Origin of the sequence: Aequorivita nionensis, from assembly GCF_046352995.1 — a bacterium.
GTDB lineage: Bacteria > Bacteroidota > Bacteroidia > Flavobacteriales > Flavobacteriaceae > Aequorivita > Aequorivita nionensis.
In genome coordinates this window covers 1,187,855-1,205,541 of the sequence record NZ_CP130281.1, presented here as the reverse complement: position 1 = coordinate 1,205,541, position 17,687 = coordinate 1,187,855, and the positions used below count along the sequence as shown (strand labels likewise).

Below are 17,687 nucleotides of genomic sequence, written 5' to 3'. Positions count from 1 at the left end.
TTTATAGTTCCCCTCCTTTGAAGGAGAGGTTAGGGGTGGATGCTTTTCGTAAAACTTCTTCAATTATTTTTGGAAACCATTCGTATTCCAAACTATGAATTTTTTCAGCGACGGTTTCAGAAGTTTCTGTCTTTGAAAGCTGCACTTTTTTCTGCGAGATAATAGCGCCTTCATCATAATTTTCATTCACATAATGAATGGTTATTCCGGTTTCAGCTTCATTATTTTTCAAAACCGCTTCATGCACAAACTTGCCGTACATGCCTTTTCCGCCGTATTTTGGCAACAGAGCTGGATGAACATTTATAACTTTGTTTGGAAATTCTTTCAGAATAATTTCAGGAAATTTGAGTAGAAAACCCGCCAAAACAATGATGTCTGGCTTGATTTCCTTTAAAACTTTTAAAGTTCCTTCTTCAGAAAACAATTCCTCCTTTGTGAAAGAAACTGCTTTAACTTTAAGTTTTTCAGCACGTTCCAAAACTTTGGCATCCTTCTTGTTTGAGAGGACGCGAACGACCTCGGCAAATTGGGTTCGTTGAAAGTATTTAATAATGTTCTCGGCATTGGTACCACTACCCGACGCAAAAATTACAATCCGTTTCTTCATTCCCGTTTCCAAAAGTTTTTCTCGAAGTAAATATTAACAAATAAAGTAACAAAAGTAAGGCAATAGGGTTTTACTTCGCCCAAAATTGTTTAAATTGGTTTAATCTTTCTGGGGTATTATAAATTTTGGAAAGATTGAATGCGCAAAAAAAAGCCTGAATATTACGAAATATTCAGCGGTGCGCATTTTCCTAATTATGTTCAAATGTGAAAATTCAAAATTAACAAATCCACATTTTTAACATTAAATGGTGTTTTCAATTAAAATATTTTATTTTTGCCACTTATAATTAAATTTAAAAATCAAGAATTATGTCAGACATTGCATCACGAGTAAAAGCGATTATCGTAGACAAATTAGGTGTAGACGAAAACGAAGTTGTAAACGACGCGAGCTTCACTAACGACTTAGGAGCAGACTCCCTAGATACGGTAGAGCTTATCATGGAATTTGAAAAAGAATTTGATATCCAGATTCCAGACGACCAAGCCGAGAACATTGCCACTGTTGGTCAAGCAATTTCCTATATAGAAGCAGCAAAATAAGAATTCTTCTATGGAATTAAAGCGAGTTGTAGTTACAGGCCTTGGTGCCCTTACCCCTATTGGCAACAATATTCAAGAATATTGGGATGCGCTTATTAGCGGTAAAAGTGGTTGTGCGCCCATAACATATTTTGATACTGAAAAGTTCAAAACAAAATTCGCTTGCGAATTGAAGAATTTCAACGCAGAAGATCATTTTGACAGGAAAGAAGCCCGAAAACTTGACCGTTTTGCCCAATACGCCCTTGTTTCTTCAGATGAAGCTATAATAGACGCAGGAATAAACCTCGACGAGGTAGATAAATTTCGCGTTGGTGTAATATGGGGAGCCGGAATAGGTGGGTTGGAAACTTTTCAGAATGAAGTAATAAACTTTGCAGAAGGGGATGGAACACCACGTTTCAACCCCTTCTTTATTCCAAAAATGATTGCGGACATTGCGCCCGGAAACATTTCCATTAAGCATGGTTTTATGGGGCCAAACTATACTACGGTCTCAGCCTGTGCTTCCTCTGCCAATGCCATGATAGATGCCCTTAACTATATACGTTTGGGACATTGCGATATTATTGTTACAGGTGGAAGCGAAGCAGCAGTGACCATGGCCGGAATGGGAGGTTTTAATGCTATGCACGCTTTATCAACCCTTAACGAAAGTCCTGAAACAGCATCGCGTCCTTTTGACGCTACGCGTGATGGTTTTGTTTTGGGCGAAGGTGCTGGCGCATTGATCCTTGAGGAATACGAACATGCTAAAAAACGAGGGGCAAAGATCTATGCCGAAGTTGTGGGCGGCGGTATGAGCAGCGATGCTTACCATATGACGGCCCCGCACCCAGACGGTATTGGGGTAGAACGTGTTATGCTGAACACCCTGCGCGATGCCAATATGAGCCCGAACGAAGTGGACGCCATAAACACCCACGGAACCTCTACTCCTCTTGGCGATGTTGCCGAACTGAAAGCTATTGTAAATGTTTTTGGAGAACACGCCAAAGACATCAATATCAATTCAACAAAATCTATGACCGGCCACCTTTTGGGAGCTGCTGGTGCTATTGAAGCAATTGCCTCTATTTTGGCAATGAAATACGGGATTGTTCCACCTACCATTAACCATACTACGGTAGATGAAAATATTGATCCTTCTTTAAACCTTACCTTAAATAAAGCTCAAAAGCGCGACATTAAAGTTGCTATGAGCAACACTTTTGGGTTTGGCGGGCACAATGCTTGCGTGCTCTTTAAAAAACTTGATGCCTAAAAAAATTAATGGCCTCCATTAAAAACATATTTTCTTCCCGTACTGACAAAAACGGGGAATTTTCTAATTCCCTAAAAAAAATACTAGGGTTCAATCCTAAAGATATTTCTATTTACCAAACTGCATTTACGCACCGTTCTACAAACGAAAAAAACCTTAATGGACAACCCCAAAACTATGAAAGACTCGAATTTTTGGGTGATGCTATGCTTGGTGCGGTAATCGCGGCACATTTGTTCAAAAAAGTGCCCAGTGGAAACGAAGGTTATTTAACCAAAATGCGGAGTAAGGTAGTGAGTCGTGAACACTTAAACGAATTGGGGCGCGATCTTCAATTAGTAAAGTTTTTAAAAACCACAGTCCCAACACAGCAATTCAGCGGAAATATTTATGGAAATGTTTTTGAAGCACTCGTGGGCGCCATTTATTTAGACCGAGGTTTCAAATATTGTGAAAAATTCATCCAAAAAAGGGTTATAAAACCTTATGTTGACATCAAAAAACTGGAAGGAAAAGTAATAAGCTACAAAAGCCTTTTTATTGAATGGTGCCAGAAATATAAGAAGCAGTTCAATTTTGAAATCTATGAGGACAATGGCAAAGATGAATTAAAACATTTTGCTGTACGCCTAAAACTTGAAGACGAAGTAATCACTAAAGCCCGCGCAACTTCTAAAAAGAAAGCTGAAGAACGTGCTGCAAAGAGAGCTTTCTATAAACTTCAGATAAAGATTGATTCGGAAAAGCCTTAAATTATAAGGTTATTTTTACATTAATAGTTTCCAACATTCCCAACTTCTTTAGTTAATAGCTGTAAAGTTGCCTATTTTTGTATAAAGACTTGTAACGGCAAAATAAATGCCTCCACCGCAACTATAACATCAAAGAATATGATCCATCACAAATTGGATATGGGAGAGGAGTCTGAAGAACCCTATACGCTAATCGCCATCCATAGCAGCGAAGAAGCTTATAAAGTGGCCTATTTGATAAATCAATACCTAAATACTCGTTTCAAAAGAAGAAGGGTAGATATTGATTTTTCTTACGAAGGAATGATGATAACCTTTCCAATTTTCGATTTTGTGGACGAGCTCAATTATAGTCAATATTATCTTTTTGCCAATAAATGTAGAATCGCGGAAGCTAGTTTGCAAAGTTCTGGTGGACTGTTTTCAGAAATCGGTTCAGAAAAAGATCATTTTCTGTTGCCGGAGTTTAAAAAAGTGGATTATTTTCTGAAAATTTATTCAGACTTTGAAAATGTTTCGCTGCAATCTTTAGTTTCACAAATAAACAATTTAAAACAGATTGTTTCTGCCTACGTAGTGGAAACAGACAACATAAAATCAAAGAACAATTTAATTTTCGACTAAATGTCAAATCAAAAAAGAACCAAAATAGTAGCCACCCTTGGCCCAGCAACTTCCAGCGAAGAAATCCTGAAACACATGATTTTGGAAGGCGTGGATGTTTTTAGGGTAAATTTTTCCCATGCCGATTATGCTACCGTCAAAAAAACTATTAAAACCATCAGAAACCTTTCTGAAGAATTGGATACGCATGTTGCCATTTTGGGTGACTTGCAGGGTCCTAAACTTCGCGTTGGGATTATGAAAGAAGAAGTAATAGTACAACCAGGCGATGAACTCTCCTTTGTAACTGGAGCAGAATTTGAAGGCACCAAGAAGAAGGTTTATATGAATTATGACAATTTTCCAAAAGACGTGAACCCTGGCGAACGAGTGCTTTTAGACGATGGCAAACTTATTTTTGAAGTGCTTAAAACTAACAGAAAAGATGAAGTGAAAGTAATGGTAATTCAAGGTGGACCACTTCGTTCAAAAAAAGGGGTTAACCTGCCAAATACCAAAATTTCACTTCCGGCACTTACTGCGAAAGATAAAGAAGACGCTGTTTTTGCCATTCAGCAAAAAGTGGATTGGCTCGCCCTTTCCTTTGTGCGTAATGCAGATGATTTAAAGGAATTGCAGGCCTTGATTGAAGCACATTCCGAATATAAAATTCCTATCATCGCAAAAATTGAAAAACCAGAAGCTGTTGAGAATATTGATAAAATTATCGCTTATTGTGACGGTTTGATGGTTGCTCGTGGCGATCTGGGTGTTGAAGTTCCCGCAGAGGAAGTACCGCTAATTCAAAAAGAATTGGTCTTAACGGCAAAGCGTGCCCGAATTCCAGTAATCATAGCAACCCAAATGATGGAGACGATGATAACTTCACTAACGCCAACCCGCGCCGAAGTGAATGACGTGGCAAACTCCGTAATGGACGGTGCTGATGCCGTGATGCTTTCCGGTGAAACATCCGTAGGGAATTATCCCGTTGCCGTTATTAAAACAATGACAAAAATCCTAAAAAGTGTAGAAAACTCTGAATTGATACACGTGCCACAAGAACCGCCTCAAATTAAAACAAATCGTTACGTCACCAAATCCATTTGCTACCACGCCGCTCTTATGGCCAATGAAATTGAAGCGCAAGCAATTTGCACCTTAACTAACAGTGGCTATACTGCTTTCCAGATTTCGGCATGGCGCCCTTCGGCATTTATTTTGGCGTTTACCAGCAACAAACGCATTCTTGCCCGTTTAAATTTATTGTGGGGCGTAAAAGCGTTTTATTACGATAAATATGTAAGTACTGATGAAACCGTGGACGATGTAAACCGGATTGCTTTTGAAAAAGGTTACGTGCACAAAGGCGATTTCTTAATAAACCTTGCGGCAATGCCAATTGTGGATAAAGGCATGGTAAATACGTTGCGGGTTACGCAGGTGAAATAAATTTTAACTTTGGCAAAATTGATTTTAAATGAAGAGTTTTATTCTTTTATAATTTTTTGAACGAATTCCCCGCTATCCGTTTTAATCCTTAAAAAATACATCCCACTTTGAAGATGTGAAATATCCATTTCCTGAATATTGCCAATTTCTTGAAGTACATTTTTACCTAATATATCAAAAATGGTGGCTCCTAAAATGTTTTCAGTTTTTGACTCTATAAAGATTAATCGAGTTGTTGGATTTGGATATATTTTTATATTATCTAGTTGGTTTTCTTCAATACCAATGATGGTAAGGTTTTCATACCATGCTATTTTATCATCGTTCTGTGATGAAGAAATTACATCCATATCGCCATCATTGTCTATATCGGCAGCAATTACTGAACGTGGTGATTGTACTTCTGTACTTATAATTTTTTTAGTACTAAAACTGCCCAGACCGTCCAAGTTTTCAAACCAGACTACTTCACCCCCAAAAGGATCCGCATTCGTAGCTAATACATCATTGTCTCCATCATTATCCAAATCAGCAACAAAAACAGTCCAAGCATCAATCAAAGTGCTTGTTATTGAGTTTTTTGATCCAAAATTTCCCAGGCCATCTAGGTTTTCGTACCAAGCAACCTCTTTATCCGCTGGGGATGCTGAAAATACATCCATATCGCCATCATTGTCAACATCGGCAGCAAAGACTACATTTAAATACGCCCCAGAATCGGTTATTACGTGGCGTGTGCCAAAAGTTCCTTGACCATCCATGTTTTCCATCCAATAAGCTATTAGTGGACTAGAGCCATTTCCCAAAACATCTAAATCACCATCTCCATCCATGTCAGCTGACATTACGAACCGAGGACTTCCAATCGTGTTATCTATAATTTTAGCATTACTGAAATCACCCTGGCCATCTGTATTTTCATACCAAGCTATGGTATTGGAAAGATCGGCGGCAGATATGGCGTCCAAATCACCATCGCCATCTAAGTCTTCGGCTATTACACAAGACGCACCATCCGCACCGCCATTAATGCTTTTTAGCGAACTAAAATTTCCCTGACCGTCCAGGTTTTCATACCACGCTACTCTATTTTGTGGACCTGATACTGCCAGGACATCCATATCTCCATCACCATCGAGATCTGCCGCAGAAATCCAAATCGTCTGATCCAAAATTGCTATTAAATTTTCTGGACCAAAAGTTCCATAACCATCCAAATTTCTGTACCAGGTTAAAGAACTGCCAAATTTATTTGCGGACATAATATCTAAATCTCCATCACCGTCCAAATCAGCTGAAAATATCACTCGAGTACCGTTTGCACTTTCAGTTATAATCTTCTGCGGGCCAAATTGAGAATATGTATTGTAAGATATAATCAGAAATATTATAAAAAGCTTATGCTGCATGATTTTTTTCTCTTAAAAAGACAACTCCCAATAAAATTGAGAGCTGTCTTATAATTTTTACTTAATTTCCTTTAAAGATTATATCCTGCTCAATCTCGCCATCCTCATAATTTTTTTCTACTTTGTAAAGGCCTGGGTTGAGGTCTTCTATCAAGGTTGGCTGATTAATGCCAAGAGAATCTTTCTGGGTAACAGTGACATTGCCATTTAAAACTCCATCATTAAATAACGTAATACTTCCATCTTTTGGCCTTCTATTATAGTTGTCATAACATCTACGAGTATTTTGTCCACTGGCAATACAAGGTGAAAGGAGATCAATATGAATGGCACTGTGATTTGGATGGGTAATTATGCTATAATCCGTTTCATATTTGCTGATTGTCAATAACGTATTGTTGGTATATGAAAAAGAGGTATCATAATAATCCGAGGGAAGCGGACAATCACAATTGCACTCCACAAACCGATAGTCAAACCCCGGTTGGAACAAAGGTTTATAATTTGAGGGACTTCCTTGGCTACTGCTATAAAAATATTCCCCATCATAAGGTTCATAGAGCGAGGCAATATCGGTCAATACCGCATCATAGAATCCAGTGTCCACCTTTTCACGTACACGTATGGCTTGTCCTGTGGTCAAAGATTGTTCGGAACAACCATAAGCATCTCCCATTATGTTTATTACATCTATATGATAAATTTCATATTCCTTATGATCAGGTGAATTATCAGTTTCAGTACCAAAATAAGTGCAATCCGTTGGATCTATATAAAGGGTACAACTACAACTGCTGTGGTAAAATCCAATGTTTGCGGCAGTATCCACAACTTGGTCTCCAGCAAAGGTTGCATTAAAATATTGATTAAGCGGATCGCGGGTGGTATGCTCATTGGCAGACCGGGTATGCCCTAAATAAAGATTATGGGAAATTTCATGTGTGGTTATAAGGTTTCCTAAACCTGCAGAGTTTACAGCGCAGGTAGTGCTAGGCATATTTGCAATGCCTCCACCCCATGGTGCCCATCCAAAAGCATACACATTTAAGGAATTTACGTCTTTATAACCATTGGTGGTAGCCCAACTTACCATTGCGCTGTATTGGGATGTAGTCTGAAGAACAAAATACCCATCTGGATCATTGGGCAGTGCTGGACTCTGAATATCGTCATAGCCACGAAATTTAAAATATATTCCAAATTTATTATAAAGAATATTCAAATTTGCTATGGACTGCAATGCATCGTGATACCTGTTTGGAAAATAAACATTTCCATCTGGGTGTTTAATACCCCAAAATTTAACGTTAAAAACAATGGGGTCACAATTGTTCAATGTCTCCATGTCTGTGGAATAACTGAAAGTTCCAACAGGATCGGTTTGGTTGTTTTCGATAACTACACATTCAGGATTGGTCTGTTGTGCGTTCATAAAAAATACATTTCCAATAAATGTACAAAAAAGTAATCGGAAAAATAATTTGGTTGGTTTCATAAAATCAGTATTTAGTTAAACAATAATTGTGAAAATTAGCTTTCTAAATAACTGGGGAGGAAACCAAATACAAAACAAAATTCTTAATGTAGTACTATAAGGTTACGAAAAATATTAAATATTCAAAGAATTTGCTTACATGTCATTTGTAAGTGAAGAACAGATTTTAAAACTTAAAGCAAGCCTTCCTGCTAGCGTAGGTCTTGCTATAAAAATGGCAAGAAAAAGAAATAAACTCTCCCAAACCAAACTGGCAGAACTTACATTAAAAGACAGACAATATATTTATAAAATTGAGAAAGGAAAAGTTACGCCCAATATTGTTACAATAGGCGTAATAGCAAAAGCATTGGATATTTCTATTTCAACATTATTAGAAGATCTATAAAAACATATGGACTTTAATCCGCAACCTCAACCTTCTCAAGTTTCATCCCCTCCGTTTCTTTGGTAATGGTTACCATATAACCAAAACCAGTTGTTTTGTAGTTATAAACTATTTTCTGAAGTTCGTTGCTATTTCGTGAAACCTGTAGCTCGCTGATAAAATCGGTTTTCTTTTTCTCGTTGTTTTGTTGCGTTTCGTTATTGGAGCCCTTAGGATTTGGAAACGCAAACGATTTCGGAATTGCAAAAAGTTGTTGGGCCGTAAAAAACGCTTCGTGCCATTTATCTGTTGGCAGAATCAAAGTTTCAGTTTTGGTGGGCTTGCTTGCTGTGCCGCCCGTTGCTTCGGAATAATTCACCTTTGGAAAATCCTTTTTTAATTCCTCAGCATAGCTTTTTGCGGCAGCATCTTCTTCAGGTGGATAAAACTTTGACAGAAAACCATTAAAGGCGAAACCCTTTTTATTATTGTATTCAACCTCATCCATCGCGCCATCAATTCCACCCACATTCATCGTGGTTTTTCCTTCGGCATTCAAAATTTTCACTTTCGTGCCCAAAGGCATCACGGCAAGTTTCGCACTTTGAAGATTGGGAAACTCGCGTAAGGTCAGCCCGCTTACAGCGGTAACATACATAGCATCGGGCGCAGTTTCCGCAGGAATGGAATCAGTTACAACAGTCTGCGTTTCTTCGTTGGTTTTGGCGTCATTTTTACAGGAAAATAAAAGTGTAAAACCTGCAAGGGCAAGAAGGGAAAAAGCTACGGTTTTCATAAGCTGGAGTTTTAAATTAGTTTAAAGATACGTAGTCTTCTGTCATATTTAAAATTCAAGTTTTAATTGCACGTCTATGGATTCCTTTGGAACCTCCTTTTTCTTCGGGGTTTCGTTGTTAAGGTGTGAAATGGAAATTCCCAACAACCGTACCGATTCTTTCATTTTTTCCTGAAATAACAATTCTTTAACCACTTCCAATATCAATTCCTTTGAAGCTATAAACAGCGGAAGCGTTTTGCTGCGCGTTTGCAGCGTAAAATCGCGATATTTAATTTTCAGCGTAACAGTTTTTCCCGCCAGTTTTTTGCTCTTTAACCTGTTTTCAACTTCTGCTGCGATTTCCTCAAGCCTTTCGAGCATAAAAATTTCAGAAGAAATATTTTCAGAAAAAGTATGTTCTGCCGCCAACGATTTCTGCGTCCGTGAAGGCTTTACTTTGCTGTTGTGGATGCCACGGACCACCTTGTAATAAAACCCGCCGCTCTTTCCGAAGTGTTCCTCTAAAAATTCAAGTGATTTGCTTTTTAAATCCTTTCCCGTAAAAATACCCAAACGGTACATTTTCTCTTTGGTCACTTTCCCGACACCGTAGAATTTCTTTACATCCAGCGTTTCCAAAAAAGGAACCACTTCCTCGGGACCAATGGTTTTTTGTCCGTTGGGCTTGTTAATATCACTAGCAATTTTTGCCACAAATTTATTCACCGAAATCCCTGCGGAAGCGTTCAACCCTGTCTTTTCTTTTATCTTTTTCCGAATCTCGGTTGCAATCATCGTGGCGCTGGGATTGCCCTTTTTGTTTTCGGTTACGTCCAAATAAGCTTCGTCCAAAGACAGCGGTTCTACCAAATCGGTATATTCAAAAAATATTTTCCTGATTTGTTTTGAAACTTCTTTGTAGCGGTCAAAATTGGTTCGTACAAAAATCAAGTCTGGACAAAGCTTTCGTGCTACCGTCCCACTCATCGCACTGCGTACACCAAATTTTCGGGCTTCATAACTTGCCGCGCTTACAACGCCACGTACCGAACTTCCGCCCACGGCTATCGCCTTTCCGCGAAGCTCGGGATTGTCCAACTGCTCCACGGACGCATAAAAAGCGTCCATATCTACGTGTATAATTTTGCGGATGGGCATTTCGTCCTGCATCTTACAAATTTAATATCTTTAATGTCTGGTTGAGCGCAGTCGAAACCTATTTTTAATGGAAACATATTCAATGAATAAAACAGCAATCATTTTAGGCGCCACGGGCTTAACGGGAAGTATCCTGCTCAAAAAACTTTTGAAAGACCCTGTTTATGAAAAGATAAAACTCTTTTCGCGCAGCACTGCTGATATGAATTCCCCGAAAATTGAGGAGCATTTGATAGATATGTTTCAACTGGAAAATCATTCCGAAGCCTTTAAAGCCGATGTGGTTTTCTGCTGTATTGGCACCACAAAATCCAAAACGCCCGATAAGGAAACCTATAAAAAGATTGATTACGGCATTCCTGTGACTGCCGCCAAGCTTTCAAAACAGAACGGAATTGAAACGTTTATCGTAATTTCGGCAATGGGCGCAGATGCCAATAGCAGTATTTTTTACAACAAAACCAAAGGCGAAATGCAGCGCGATGTATTAAGTCAGAATATTAAAAATACATACATTTTGCAACCTTCGCTCATTGTGGGCGATAGGGATGAAAACCGTTTTGGTGAAAAAGTGGCAACTTTTTTTATGAAAACCTTCGGATTTTTGATTCCAAAGAAATACAAAATGATTAAAGCCGAAACCATTGCCGAGGCGATGCTGGCTTTGGCGAATAAAGAATTTCCAAAACAACAAATCACTTCCGATGAAATCAAACAAATAGCCCAAAATGCAGGAAATAGAACGTAAATTTTTAGTCACCTCCGAAGCTTTTAAAAATGAGGCGCACAAACGCACGCGAATCGTTCAAGGGTTTTTGAACACCCATCCCGAACGCACCGTGCGCATCCGCATACAAGGGAATGATGGGTTTATTACTATAAAGGGGAAGTCAAATAAATCCGGCCTTTCCCGCTTTGAGTGGGAAAAGCAGATTTCACAGGCAGAAGCAGAAGAATTGCTCCACCTTTGCGAGCCGGGAATTATTGAAAAAACACGCTATGAAATTTTCTTTGACGACCATACTTTTGAAGTGGATGATTTTATGGGCGATAACGAAGGTTTAATCATTGCCGAAATAGAACTCGATTCCGAAACCGAACCCTTTTCAAAACCCGAATGGCTGGGAAAGGAAGTTACGGGCGATGTGAAATATTACAATTCAAATTTGAGTAAAACCCCATATAAAAACTGGACAAATGAAAACTAAACTACTATTGATAATTTTAGGAATCACACTTTTTAGTTGTGAAACCAAAATTGAGAAAGAATACATCACCGAACCTTGCCCAGAGGAAGAGAAAATTCCAATGGCGCAGCTGAAAGAGGAACTTACTCAAAAAGGTTTCCAAACTTTTGATTACGTTGACGACAAATCTGGTGATACTATTTTGATGCAACAATATTTTATTGCATTCCTGAAAAGTGGCCCAACCCGTTCGCAAACCAAAGAAGAAGCAGATAGCCTTCAAAAGTTACATTTAGCGCATTTGGGCCGGATGTATGAAGAAGGTTTTGCAGATATTTCAGGCCCGTTTGGCAATGATGGCGACATTCGAGGCATCACTATTTATAACGTTCCCACCCAAAAAATGGCGGACAGCTTAGCCAATATGGACCCAATGGTAAAATCAGGAAGATTGGTGATTGAAATCCACCCGTGGTGGGCTGCCAAGGGATTTCCGTTACGCTAAAAGTGCTTTTATTTTTTGAATGGTTTCGGCATTTGAGGTCGCAATAATTCCTTCTTCAAAAAAAGAATCACTGTGCATTGAAACGATGGGCTTTTTTGAAAGAACTTGCTTTTTCGTTGTTGCCGAAAAGTGAATGCTTTTAAATCCAGCTTCTTTAAATTTCAAGGCATTTTCAATGTTAATTCCGCCTCCGGGCATGATTTCAATTTTTCCTTTTGAAATATTTTGAAGTTCTTTTAAAAGAGAAATTCCTTCGATTGCAGTTGGTTTTTGACCCGAAGAAAGCAATCTGTTTACTTCTAAATCAATCAATTTTTGAAGTTCTTCAATTGGGTTTTCAACCCAATCAAAAGCGCGGTGAAAAGTAAACTCCATTCCTTCGGAAGCGGCAATTAATCGTTTTGTTTTTCCTGAATCAATTTTGCTTTCCGAGGTTAAAAATCCGCTTACAATTCCTGCGCATTCCATCTTTTTGCAGAAAGCAATATCGCGCAACATTACATCAAATTCTTCTTTGGAATAGGTAAAATTTCCACTTCGCGGACGGATTAAAACGTGAGTGGGAATATTCAATTCCGAAACCACTTTTTCAATCAAGCCGTAACTTGGCGTGAGCCCGCCAACCGAAAGTTCGGTGCAAAGTTCAATTCGGTGTGCTCCGGCAAGTTGTGCGGCTTGGGCACTTTCAAAACTGTTGGCGCAAATTTCTATAATCATTCTATAATAATTTCGTCAATAAATGTCCAGGCTTTGTTTCCAGCGCCTTGTTGGCCTTCGGGAATGATTCCATAATTGGGAACCTTAATATGTATAACACTTGAACTAATGGGTTTATTTCTAATTGATAAATCAATTTTTACAGTTTTTATATTTGGTTGTAAATTTTGAAAATATTTGGTTAAAGAAGTATTTTTTTTCCCTTCCAAATCAAAGCAAAAACCAATAACCTCTTTCGGTGCATGAATCCATTGTCCCGGCGCATCATAAAATCGAAGATTTACCGAATTAATTTCAATTTCCTTTCCGAAATCAATCGTAATTTCCAAATCATCTCCCCAAAACCCCAGCCATTCCTTATCACCGTAACGTTTATCACTTCCTGAAATTCCATTAATCAAAGCTTCTTTTCCGCCAGTGGCATACGCAGGATTTGGCGGAACGCTCAATGAAATTTTAGCTGTAATTCCTTTGTGATACATAATTTCTTCGAAAAAATCACGCCCCACTTTTTCGCCATTTTTAAAAAAATTGGCTGAAATCTTCGAATTTTCTTCAATCAAAATCGGTTTTGAATAGGCTTTAGTTTCAGAATTATTTATAGAGTAGCGGATTTCCTTTCCCTTTGTTGGCGTTGTCAACTCGTAAAAAACCTTGCCGTCCTCTTTCAAAATCTTGCCTTCAAGTTCGTATAAATGATTGGCATAATTAATATTCAAAGAATCCAAACGCGGCATAAACTCTTCAACGCGAGTAACGAAATCTGGGTAATCCTTTTCCAAATTTTCTGAAGGACCGCTCCACGTAACTTCACTCATAGCAAGGATTCTTGGAAAAACCATATATTCAACTTGCTTTTCATTCTGAATGTATTCTGTCCACAGATTGGCCTGCGCACCGAGTATATATTTTGACTCCTCTGCATTTAATTCTTTAGAAATTGGATTGAAAGAATACACTTTTTTTAAGGGAACAAAACCTCCAATCGCCAAGGGCTCATCTGGGTTATCGCTTTGATAATAATCAAAATAAGAATGTGAGGTTGGCGTCATGATCACGTCGTGTTTTTCTTTTACAGCATCAATGCCGCCCTGCATCCCGCGCCACGACATTACGGTTGCGTTTGGCGCTAGGCCGCCTTCCAAAATCTCGTCCCAGCCTATTATTTTTTTCCCTTTGCTGTTTACAAATTTTTCTATTCGCTGAATGAAATAACTCTGCAAACCGTGCTCATCTTTTAAATTTTTATCCTTTATCAATTTTTGGCAATGAGCACAATTCTTCCATTGTAATTTTGGGGCTTCATCGCCGCCGATGTGAATATATTCACTTGGAAATAAAGGAATAACTTCACTTAACACATTTTCCAAAAAAGTAAAAGTTTCTTCTTTCGGACAAAAAATATCTTCAAAAACACCCCAAGTTGTAGCAACGGGAATTTGTGTGCCTGTGCAGCCCAACTCAGGATAGGCACTGATTGCAGCCTGGGCGTGGCCAGGCATTTCAATTTCGGGAATTATGGTAACGTTGTGTTTTGCAGCAAAAGCTACTACTTCTTTTATGTCTTCTTGGGTGTAAAAACCGCCGTAGCGCTTGCCGTCAAATTTTTGTGGGGTATCGTTATAATGCCCAATTAGAGTTTCTTCGCGAAAAGCACCTTTTGATGTGAGTTCCGGATACTTTTTTATTTCAATCCGCCAACCTTGGTCATCCGTGAGATGCCAATGAAAATAATTCATTTTCAACAAAGCGAGGTTGGCGATGTATTTTTTCACGAACTCTTTATCGAAAAAATGCCGAGCACAATCCAAATGCATTCCTCGGTATTGGAATTTTGGGTAATCTGTAATCGTTAATTGTGGTATTGAAAATGATTGCTCTTTAGTTGGATTTTTTACCTCAACCTGTGGTGGAAGTAATTGCCGCAAGGTTTGAACCGCATAAAAAGCACCGCTCGCATCAGAAGCTTTTATTGTAATTTTTGAATTCGATATTTCTAAAATATAGCCTTCGGAAGGTTGGGACACATCTTTTTTGAAAATTAAATCTGCTTCTTTTTCCGAAGTTTTTTTAAGCTGAAATCCCGCTCCATTTTGAAGAAAATCATTTAAAAAATTTCCTGCAATTTCAAATTCTGGTTCAAAATAAAGGGTAATGTTTTTATCAATTTTGAAAGTTCCTTTTTTTAATTCCAAAGACTGCGGTTTTGGAATCAGTGCAATTTGATCGCTCTGCGAAAACATTCCAGCGGACATTATAAATATGAATAAGAAAAGGATTTTTCGCATCGTTATTTTATGAATTGATTTAAGGTTTTATATTCCAGTTTTGGCGGTGATTTGCTTTCGGTTGAAAAAAGAATTGTTTTAGGCTCATTCGGCAAAAGATCAAAATAATTATCTCCAAAAGTTCCTTTTTCATTGGCAATTAAAAATACATTTTTCTGAAGTGTTTTTGAGAAAAGCGTAATCATAAATCCATCTTTCACCTTTTCAGATTTGATTTCGATTTCACTTTTGCTCAACTTCAAATCCTTGGGTTTTACGAAATAATGCAAAAATTCACTTTTTCCGAAACTGATTTTTAAAACACAAGATTTTCTGTGAAATTGTAAAGTTTCCAACGGAAGCGAAAACATGATTTTACTACTATTTTCGGGACTTTCTGCATTAATCTGCTTTTCAAAAAATACAGTTCCATCAAAATCCATCAATTTCACAGAAAGGGAATCCTTAATGTTTTTAAAACTATCATTAACAACAAAAATATTTAGCGTGTCGTTTTTTTCTTCCACGGAAATCAAAATGTTATCAAAAGCTTTTTTTGCGCTATAATGCAATGCTTTCCAATTGCCCAAATAATCAATACTTGACCACGAAACCGCTGGCCAGCAATCGTTCAACTGCCAATAAAGCGTTCCCATATTGTACGGTTTCGCGCGGCGCTGGGCATGGATTCCTTTGGAAATTCCATAGGCTTGCAGAAGTTGGCTCATATAAACGTAATCGTCATCGTTTTGAGGAACGGGAAAATCGCGCGCCATATAATCTTCAATAATCTCAAATCCGCGTGCATGTTTTTGGTGGTTTGCAAAAAGCGGGTCATTAAATAGAACAGAATCTCTTTCCGTAGCATATTTTATAGTTTCAACACTGGGAAAAGACTGAAATCCAAACTCGCTCATAAATCGTGGAACTTCCTCTTCAAAATGCTCAAAAGGATAGCCATCGTGCCAAACCCACCAATCGTGCGCATCGCCTTCAAATTGGTAGCGTTTGTCGCCTCGGCCATATTTTGGAGAGCTTTCCCAATAATTCATATTCGGACTTAAACTGTCCACCGCTCGCGGTAAAATATGGTTGAAAACGGCGTAATAATTTTTCCACATTTCCTGCTTTTGTGCTTCGGTTTTACCGTCCTGCCAGCCCCAACGCTGCCAGCCTTCGCTGTTTTCGTTATTGCCGCACCAAAGCGCCAAACTTGGATGGCCGCGCAAACGTTTTATATTTTCAATAGCTTCTTGTTTTGCGTTTTCCAAAAATTCGGCATCGCCCGGATACATAGTGCAGGCAAACATAAAATCCTGCCAAACAAGAATTCCTTTTGCGTCGCAAAGCTGGTAAAAATAGTTGTCCTCATAAATTCCACCGCCCCAAACGCGCAGCATATTCATATTTGCCGAAACCGCGTCATCAATAAGTTTTGTGTATTTTTCTTGGTCTAATTTTGTTTCAAATATTTGTTGGGGAACATAGTTGGCTCCCTTCATATAAACAGGTTTTCCGTTTAACTTGAAATAAAAGCTTTCGCCGATGGAATCTTTTTCTGTAATCAATTTTATAGAACGAACTCCGATTTTTTTGGAATGTGTTTCCAAAACATTTTTATTGTGAATCAATTCAACTTGAATGTCATACATATATGGTTCGCCCAAATTATACGTCCACCAAAGTTTTGGGGTTTTGATGTTGAAAGGTATTTGATATTCACTTTCACCCGCTTTGGTTTTAAAGTTTGAAGAAAAAGTTTCGGAAGTGTTTTTATTGGTAATTTTTAGCGTGATTTCTTCTTCTTTTACCGTTTCAATTTCAAATTTTGCAACGATTTCAGCAAGTGAATCTGAAATGGATTTTGTTTCAAGAAAAACATCTTTTAGTCGCGCAACATTGTAATTTATTAATGAAATATTTTTCCAAATTCCGATGGTTTTAATTTTAGGCGCCCAGTCCCAACCGTATTGATATTGCGGCTTTCTGGTGAAAACACGACTTCCGCCGGGAAGCTCGTAATCTAACTTTTCAGCTTCACTTTTTTCGATGGAATCTGGGCTTTTAAAAATTATCAAAAGTTCGTTTTCGGGTTTTAATGCATCGCTAATATCGACTTCCCAGCTTCGGAAAGCATTGTTTGCGGAGAGAATTAAACTGTCATTGAGAAAAACTTTGGCATATGTATCCAAACCTTCAAAATTCAAAAAATGTTTCGTTCTTTTTAAGATTTCTTCGGATACCGAAAATTGCTTTTTATACTGCCAATTTCTTTCAGAAATCCACTGAATGGAGTCTTCGTTTTTTTTTAAAAAGGGGTCTGGTATTTCTCCCAATCGCAGCAAATCTGCTTGTACAGTTCCGGGAACTTCCGCAGTTTTCCAATCATTTTTTCCATCTTCAGAAAACTGCCAATCGCCATTCAACGAAATAGTTTCATTTGGAACTTCTTCACAGGAAATAAAGGCGAAAACAAGTAAAAAAATGATGAAGTGAAATTTTCCCATTGCACTAAAATAGCTGTTTTCGAAATAGGATATAAAAAAATCTGCCTTGAAAAAATTCAAGACAGATTTAC

At 38.2% G+C, this 17,687-nt stretch carries 17 protein-coding genes; 9 read left to right on the top strand and 8 right to left on the bottom strand.

The genetic code is table 11. The features are described from left to right. Nucleotide 1: 1 nt before the first annotated feature. A complete protein-coding gene (locus Q2U82_RS05435) occupies nt 2-610 on the bottom strand; it encodes a phosphoribosylglycinamide formyltransferase (protein WP_410006686.1) in 609 nt (202 codons plus the stop codon). A 311-nt stretch (nt 611-921) separates the two neighbouring features. Between Q2U82_RS05435 and Q2U82_RS05430 the strand changes: the two genes are divergently transcribed. The 5 genes from Q2U82_RS05430 (at nt 922) to pyk (ending at nt 5,226) form a co-directional block, all read left to right on the top strand. After that, nucleotides 922-1,155, top strand: a complete 234-nt coding sequence (locus tag Q2U82_RS05430) for an acyl carrier protein (protein ID WP_410006685.1) — start codon at nt 922-924, stop codon at nt 1,153-1,155. 10 nt (nt 1,156-1,165) lie between these two features. Further along, on the top strand, nt 1,166-2,419 hold the full coding sequence (gene fabF, locus Q2U82_RS05425) for a beta-ketoacyl-ACP synthase II (RefSeq protein WP_410006684.1): 1,254 nt from the start codon (nt 1,166-1,168) through the stop codon (nt 2,417-2,419). A gap of 8 nt (nt 2,420-2,427) precedes the next feature. After that, nucleotides 2,428-3,171, top strand: a complete 744-nt coding sequence (rnc, locus tag Q2U82_RS05420; RefSeq protein WP_410006683.1) for a ribonuclease III — start codon at nt 2,428-2,430, stop codon at nt 3,169-3,171. 138 nt (nt 3,172-3,309) lie between these two features. Beyond that, a complete protein-coding gene (locus Q2U82_RS05415) occupies nt 3,310-3,795 on the top strand; it encodes an IPExxxVDY family protein (protein WP_410006682.1) in 486 nt (161 codons plus the stop codon). Further along, the gene (gene pyk, locus Q2U82_RS05410; protein WP_410006681.1) at nt 3,796-5,226 is read left to right on the top strand and encodes a pyruvate kinase; all 1,431 of its coding nucleotides are present in this window, start codon (nt 3,796-3,798) and stop codon (nt 5,224-5,226) included. A 38-nt stretch (nt 5,227-5,264) separates the two neighbouring features. Here pyk and Q2U82_RS05405 read toward each other — a convergent pair whose 3' ends face one another. Both Q2U82_RS05405 and Q2U82_RS05400 read right to left on the bottom strand, forming a co-directional pair. Then, the gene (locus Q2U82_RS05405) at nt 5,265-6,635 is read right to left on the bottom strand and encodes a T9SS type A sorting domain-containing protein (RefSeq protein WP_410006680.1); all 1,371 of its coding nucleotides are present in this window, start codon (nt 6,633-6,635) and stop codon (nt 5,265-5,267) included. 61 nt (nt 6,636-6,696) lie between these two features. Then, nucleotides 6,697-8,067: a hypothetical protein gene (locus Q2U82_RS05400; protein ID WP_410006679.1), complete on the bottom strand. Its 1,371-nt coding sequence runs from the start codon at nt 8,065-8,067 to the stop codon at nt 6,697-6,699. A gap of 202 nt (nt 8,068-8,269) precedes the next feature. On the opposite strand from Q2U82_RS05400, the gene Q2U82_RS05395 reads away from it, so the two are divergent. After that, nucleotides 8,270-8,518 carry a helix-turn-helix domain-containing protein gene (locus tag Q2U82_RS05395; protein WP_410006678.1) on the top strand — a complete coding sequence of 83 codons (249 nt, stop codon included), beginning with the start codon at nt 8,270-8,272 and terminating at the stop codon, nt 8,516-8,518. 13 nt (nt 8,519-8,531) lie between these two features. Here Q2U82_RS05395 and Q2U82_RS05390 read toward each other — a convergent pair whose 3' ends face one another. Further along, on the bottom strand, nt 8,532-9,293 hold the full coding sequence (locus Q2U82_RS05390) for a hypothetical protein (protein ID WP_410006677.1): 762 nt from the start codon (nt 9,291-9,293) through the stop codon (nt 8,532-8,534). A gap of 48 nt (nt 9,294-9,341) precedes the next feature. After that, nucleotides 9,342-10,445 (bottom strand): DNA polymerase IV, encoded by a 1,104-nt coding sequence (dinB, locus tag Q2U82_RS05385; RefSeq protein WP_062620539.1) that lies wholly within the window; start codon nt 10,443-10,445, stop codon nt 9,342-9,344. A gap of 70 nt (nt 10,446-10,515) precedes the next feature. Between dinB and Q2U82_RS05380 the strand changes: the two genes are divergently transcribed. The 3 genes from Q2U82_RS05380 to Q2U82_RS05370 are packed head-to-tail and all read left to right on the top strand — an operon-like array spanning nt 10,516 to nt 12,125. Then, on the top strand, nt 10,516-11,181 hold the full coding sequence (locus Q2U82_RS05380) for an NAD(P)H-binding protein (RefSeq protein ID WP_410007132.1): 666 nt from the start codon (nt 10,516-10,518) through the stop codon (nt 11,179-11,181). Beyond that, complete coding sequence (locus tag Q2U82_RS05375; RefSeq protein WP_410006676.1) at nt 11,162-11,641, top strand: CYTH domain-containing protein; 480 nt, start codon at nt 11,162-11,164, stop codon at nt 11,639-11,641. The genes Q2U82_RS05380 and Q2U82_RS05375 overlap by 20 nt, the downstream gene beginning before the upstream one ends. Continuing rightward, entirely contained in the window at nt 11,631-12,125 is a 495-nt protein-coding gene (locus tag Q2U82_RS05370; protein ID WP_410006675.1) for a YciI family protein, read from the top strand. The genes Q2U82_RS05375 and Q2U82_RS05370 overlap by 11 nt, the downstream gene beginning before the upstream one ends. Here the strand turns inward: Q2U82_RS05370 and Q2U82_RS05365 are convergent. From Q2U82_RS05365 to Q2U82_RS05355, 3 genes are read right to left on the bottom strand one after another with little or no spacing between them, the layout of a single operon-like run. Further along, entirely contained in the window at nt 12,117-12,842 is a 726-nt protein-coding gene (locus Q2U82_RS05365; RefSeq protein WP_410006674.1) for a copper homeostasis protein CutC, read from the bottom strand. The two genes, Q2U82_RS05370 and Q2U82_RS05365, sit on opposite strands and share 9 nt — an antisense overlap. Continuing rightward, nucleotides 12,839-15,130 carry a beta-N-acetylhexosaminidase gene (locus Q2U82_RS05360; protein ID WP_410006673.1) on the bottom strand — a complete coding sequence of 764 codons (2,292 nt, stop codon included), beginning with the start codon at nt 15,128-15,130 and terminating at the stop codon, nt 12,839-12,841. The genes Q2U82_RS05365 and Q2U82_RS05360 overlap by 4 nt, the downstream gene beginning before the upstream one ends. A gap of 2 nt (nt 15,131-15,132) precedes the next feature. Beyond that, complete coding sequence (locus Q2U82_RS05355) at nt 15,133-17,616, bottom strand: beta-mannosidase (protein ID WP_410006672.1); 2,484 nt, start codon at nt 17,614-17,616, stop codon at nt 15,133-15,135. Between the last annotated feature and the right edge of the window lie 71 nt (nt 17,617-17,687).

What these genes read in the sequence shown, in the direction of transcription:
- Q2U82_RS05390 (WP_410006677.1), bottom strand. Translation starts at nt 9,293, where the DNA reads ATGAAAACCGTAGCTTTTTCCCTTCTTGCCCTTGCAGGTTTTACACTT.
- Q2U82_RS05415 (WP_410006682.1), top strand. Translation starts at nt 3,310, where the DNA reads ATGATCCATCACAAATTGGATATGGGAGAGGAGTCTGAAGAACCCTAT.
- Q2U82_RS05380 (WP_410007132.1), top strand. Translation starts at nt 10,516, where the DNA reads ATGAATAAAACAGCAATCATTTTAGGCGCCACGGGCTTAACGGGAAGT.
- Q2U82_RS05375 (WP_410006676.1), top strand. Translation starts at nt 11,162, where the DNA reads ATGCAGGAAATAGAACGTAAATTTTTAGTCACCTCCGAAGCTTTTAAA.
- Q2U82_RS05370 (WP_410006675.1), top strand. Translation starts at nt 11,631, where the DNA reads ATGAAAACTAAACTACTATTGATAATTTTAGGAATCACACTTTTTAGT.
- Q2U82_RS05430 (WP_410006685.1), top strand. Translation starts at nt 922, where the DNA reads ATGTCAGACATTGCATCACGAGTAAAAGCGATTATCGTAGACAAATTA.
- Q2U82_RS05400 (WP_410006679.1), bottom strand. Translation starts at nt 8,067, where the DNA reads ATGAACGCACAACAGACCAATCCTGAATGTGTAGTTATCGAAAACAAC.
- Q2U82_RS05395 (WP_410006678.1), top strand. Translation starts at nt 8,270, where the DNA reads ATGTCATTTGTAAGTGAAGAACAGATTTTAAAACTTAAAGCAAGCCTT.
- rnc (WP_410006683.1), top strand. Translation starts at nt 2,428, where the DNA reads ATGGCCTCCATTAAAAACATATTTTCTTCCCGTACTGACAAAAACGGG.
- Q2U82_RS05435 (WP_410006686.1), bottom strand. Translation starts at nt 610, where the DNA reads ATGAAGAAACGGATTGTAATTTTTGCGTCGGGTAGTGGTACCAATGCC.
- Q2U82_RS05405 (WP_410006680.1), bottom strand. Translation starts at nt 6,635, where the DNA reads ATGCAGCATAAGCTTTTTATAATATTTCTGATTATATCTTACAATACA.
- Q2U82_RS05355 (WP_410006672.1), bottom strand. Translation starts at nt 17,616, where the DNA reads ATGGGAAAATTTCACTTCATCATTTTTTTACTTGTTTTCGCCTTTATT.
- Q2U82_RS05365 (WP_410006674.1), bottom strand. Translation starts at nt 12,842, where the DNA reads ATGATTATAGAAATTTGCGCCAACAGTTTTGAAAGTGCCCAAGCCGCA.
- dinB (WP_062620539.1), bottom strand. Translation starts at nt 10,445, where the DNA reads ATGCAGGACGAAATGCCCATCCGCAAAATTATACACGTAGATATGGAC.
- fabF (WP_410006684.1), top strand. Translation starts at nt 1,166, where the DNA reads ATGGAATTAAAGCGAGTTGTAGTTACAGGCCTTGGTGCCCTTACCCCT.
- pyk (WP_410006681.1), top strand. Translation starts at nt 3,796, where the DNA reads ATGTCAAATCAAAAAAGAACCAAAATAGTAGCCACCCTTGGCCCAGCA.
- Q2U82_RS05360 (WP_410006673.1), bottom strand. Translation starts at nt 15,130, where the DNA reads ATGCGAAAAATCCTTTTCTTATTCATATTTATAATGTCCGCTGGAATG.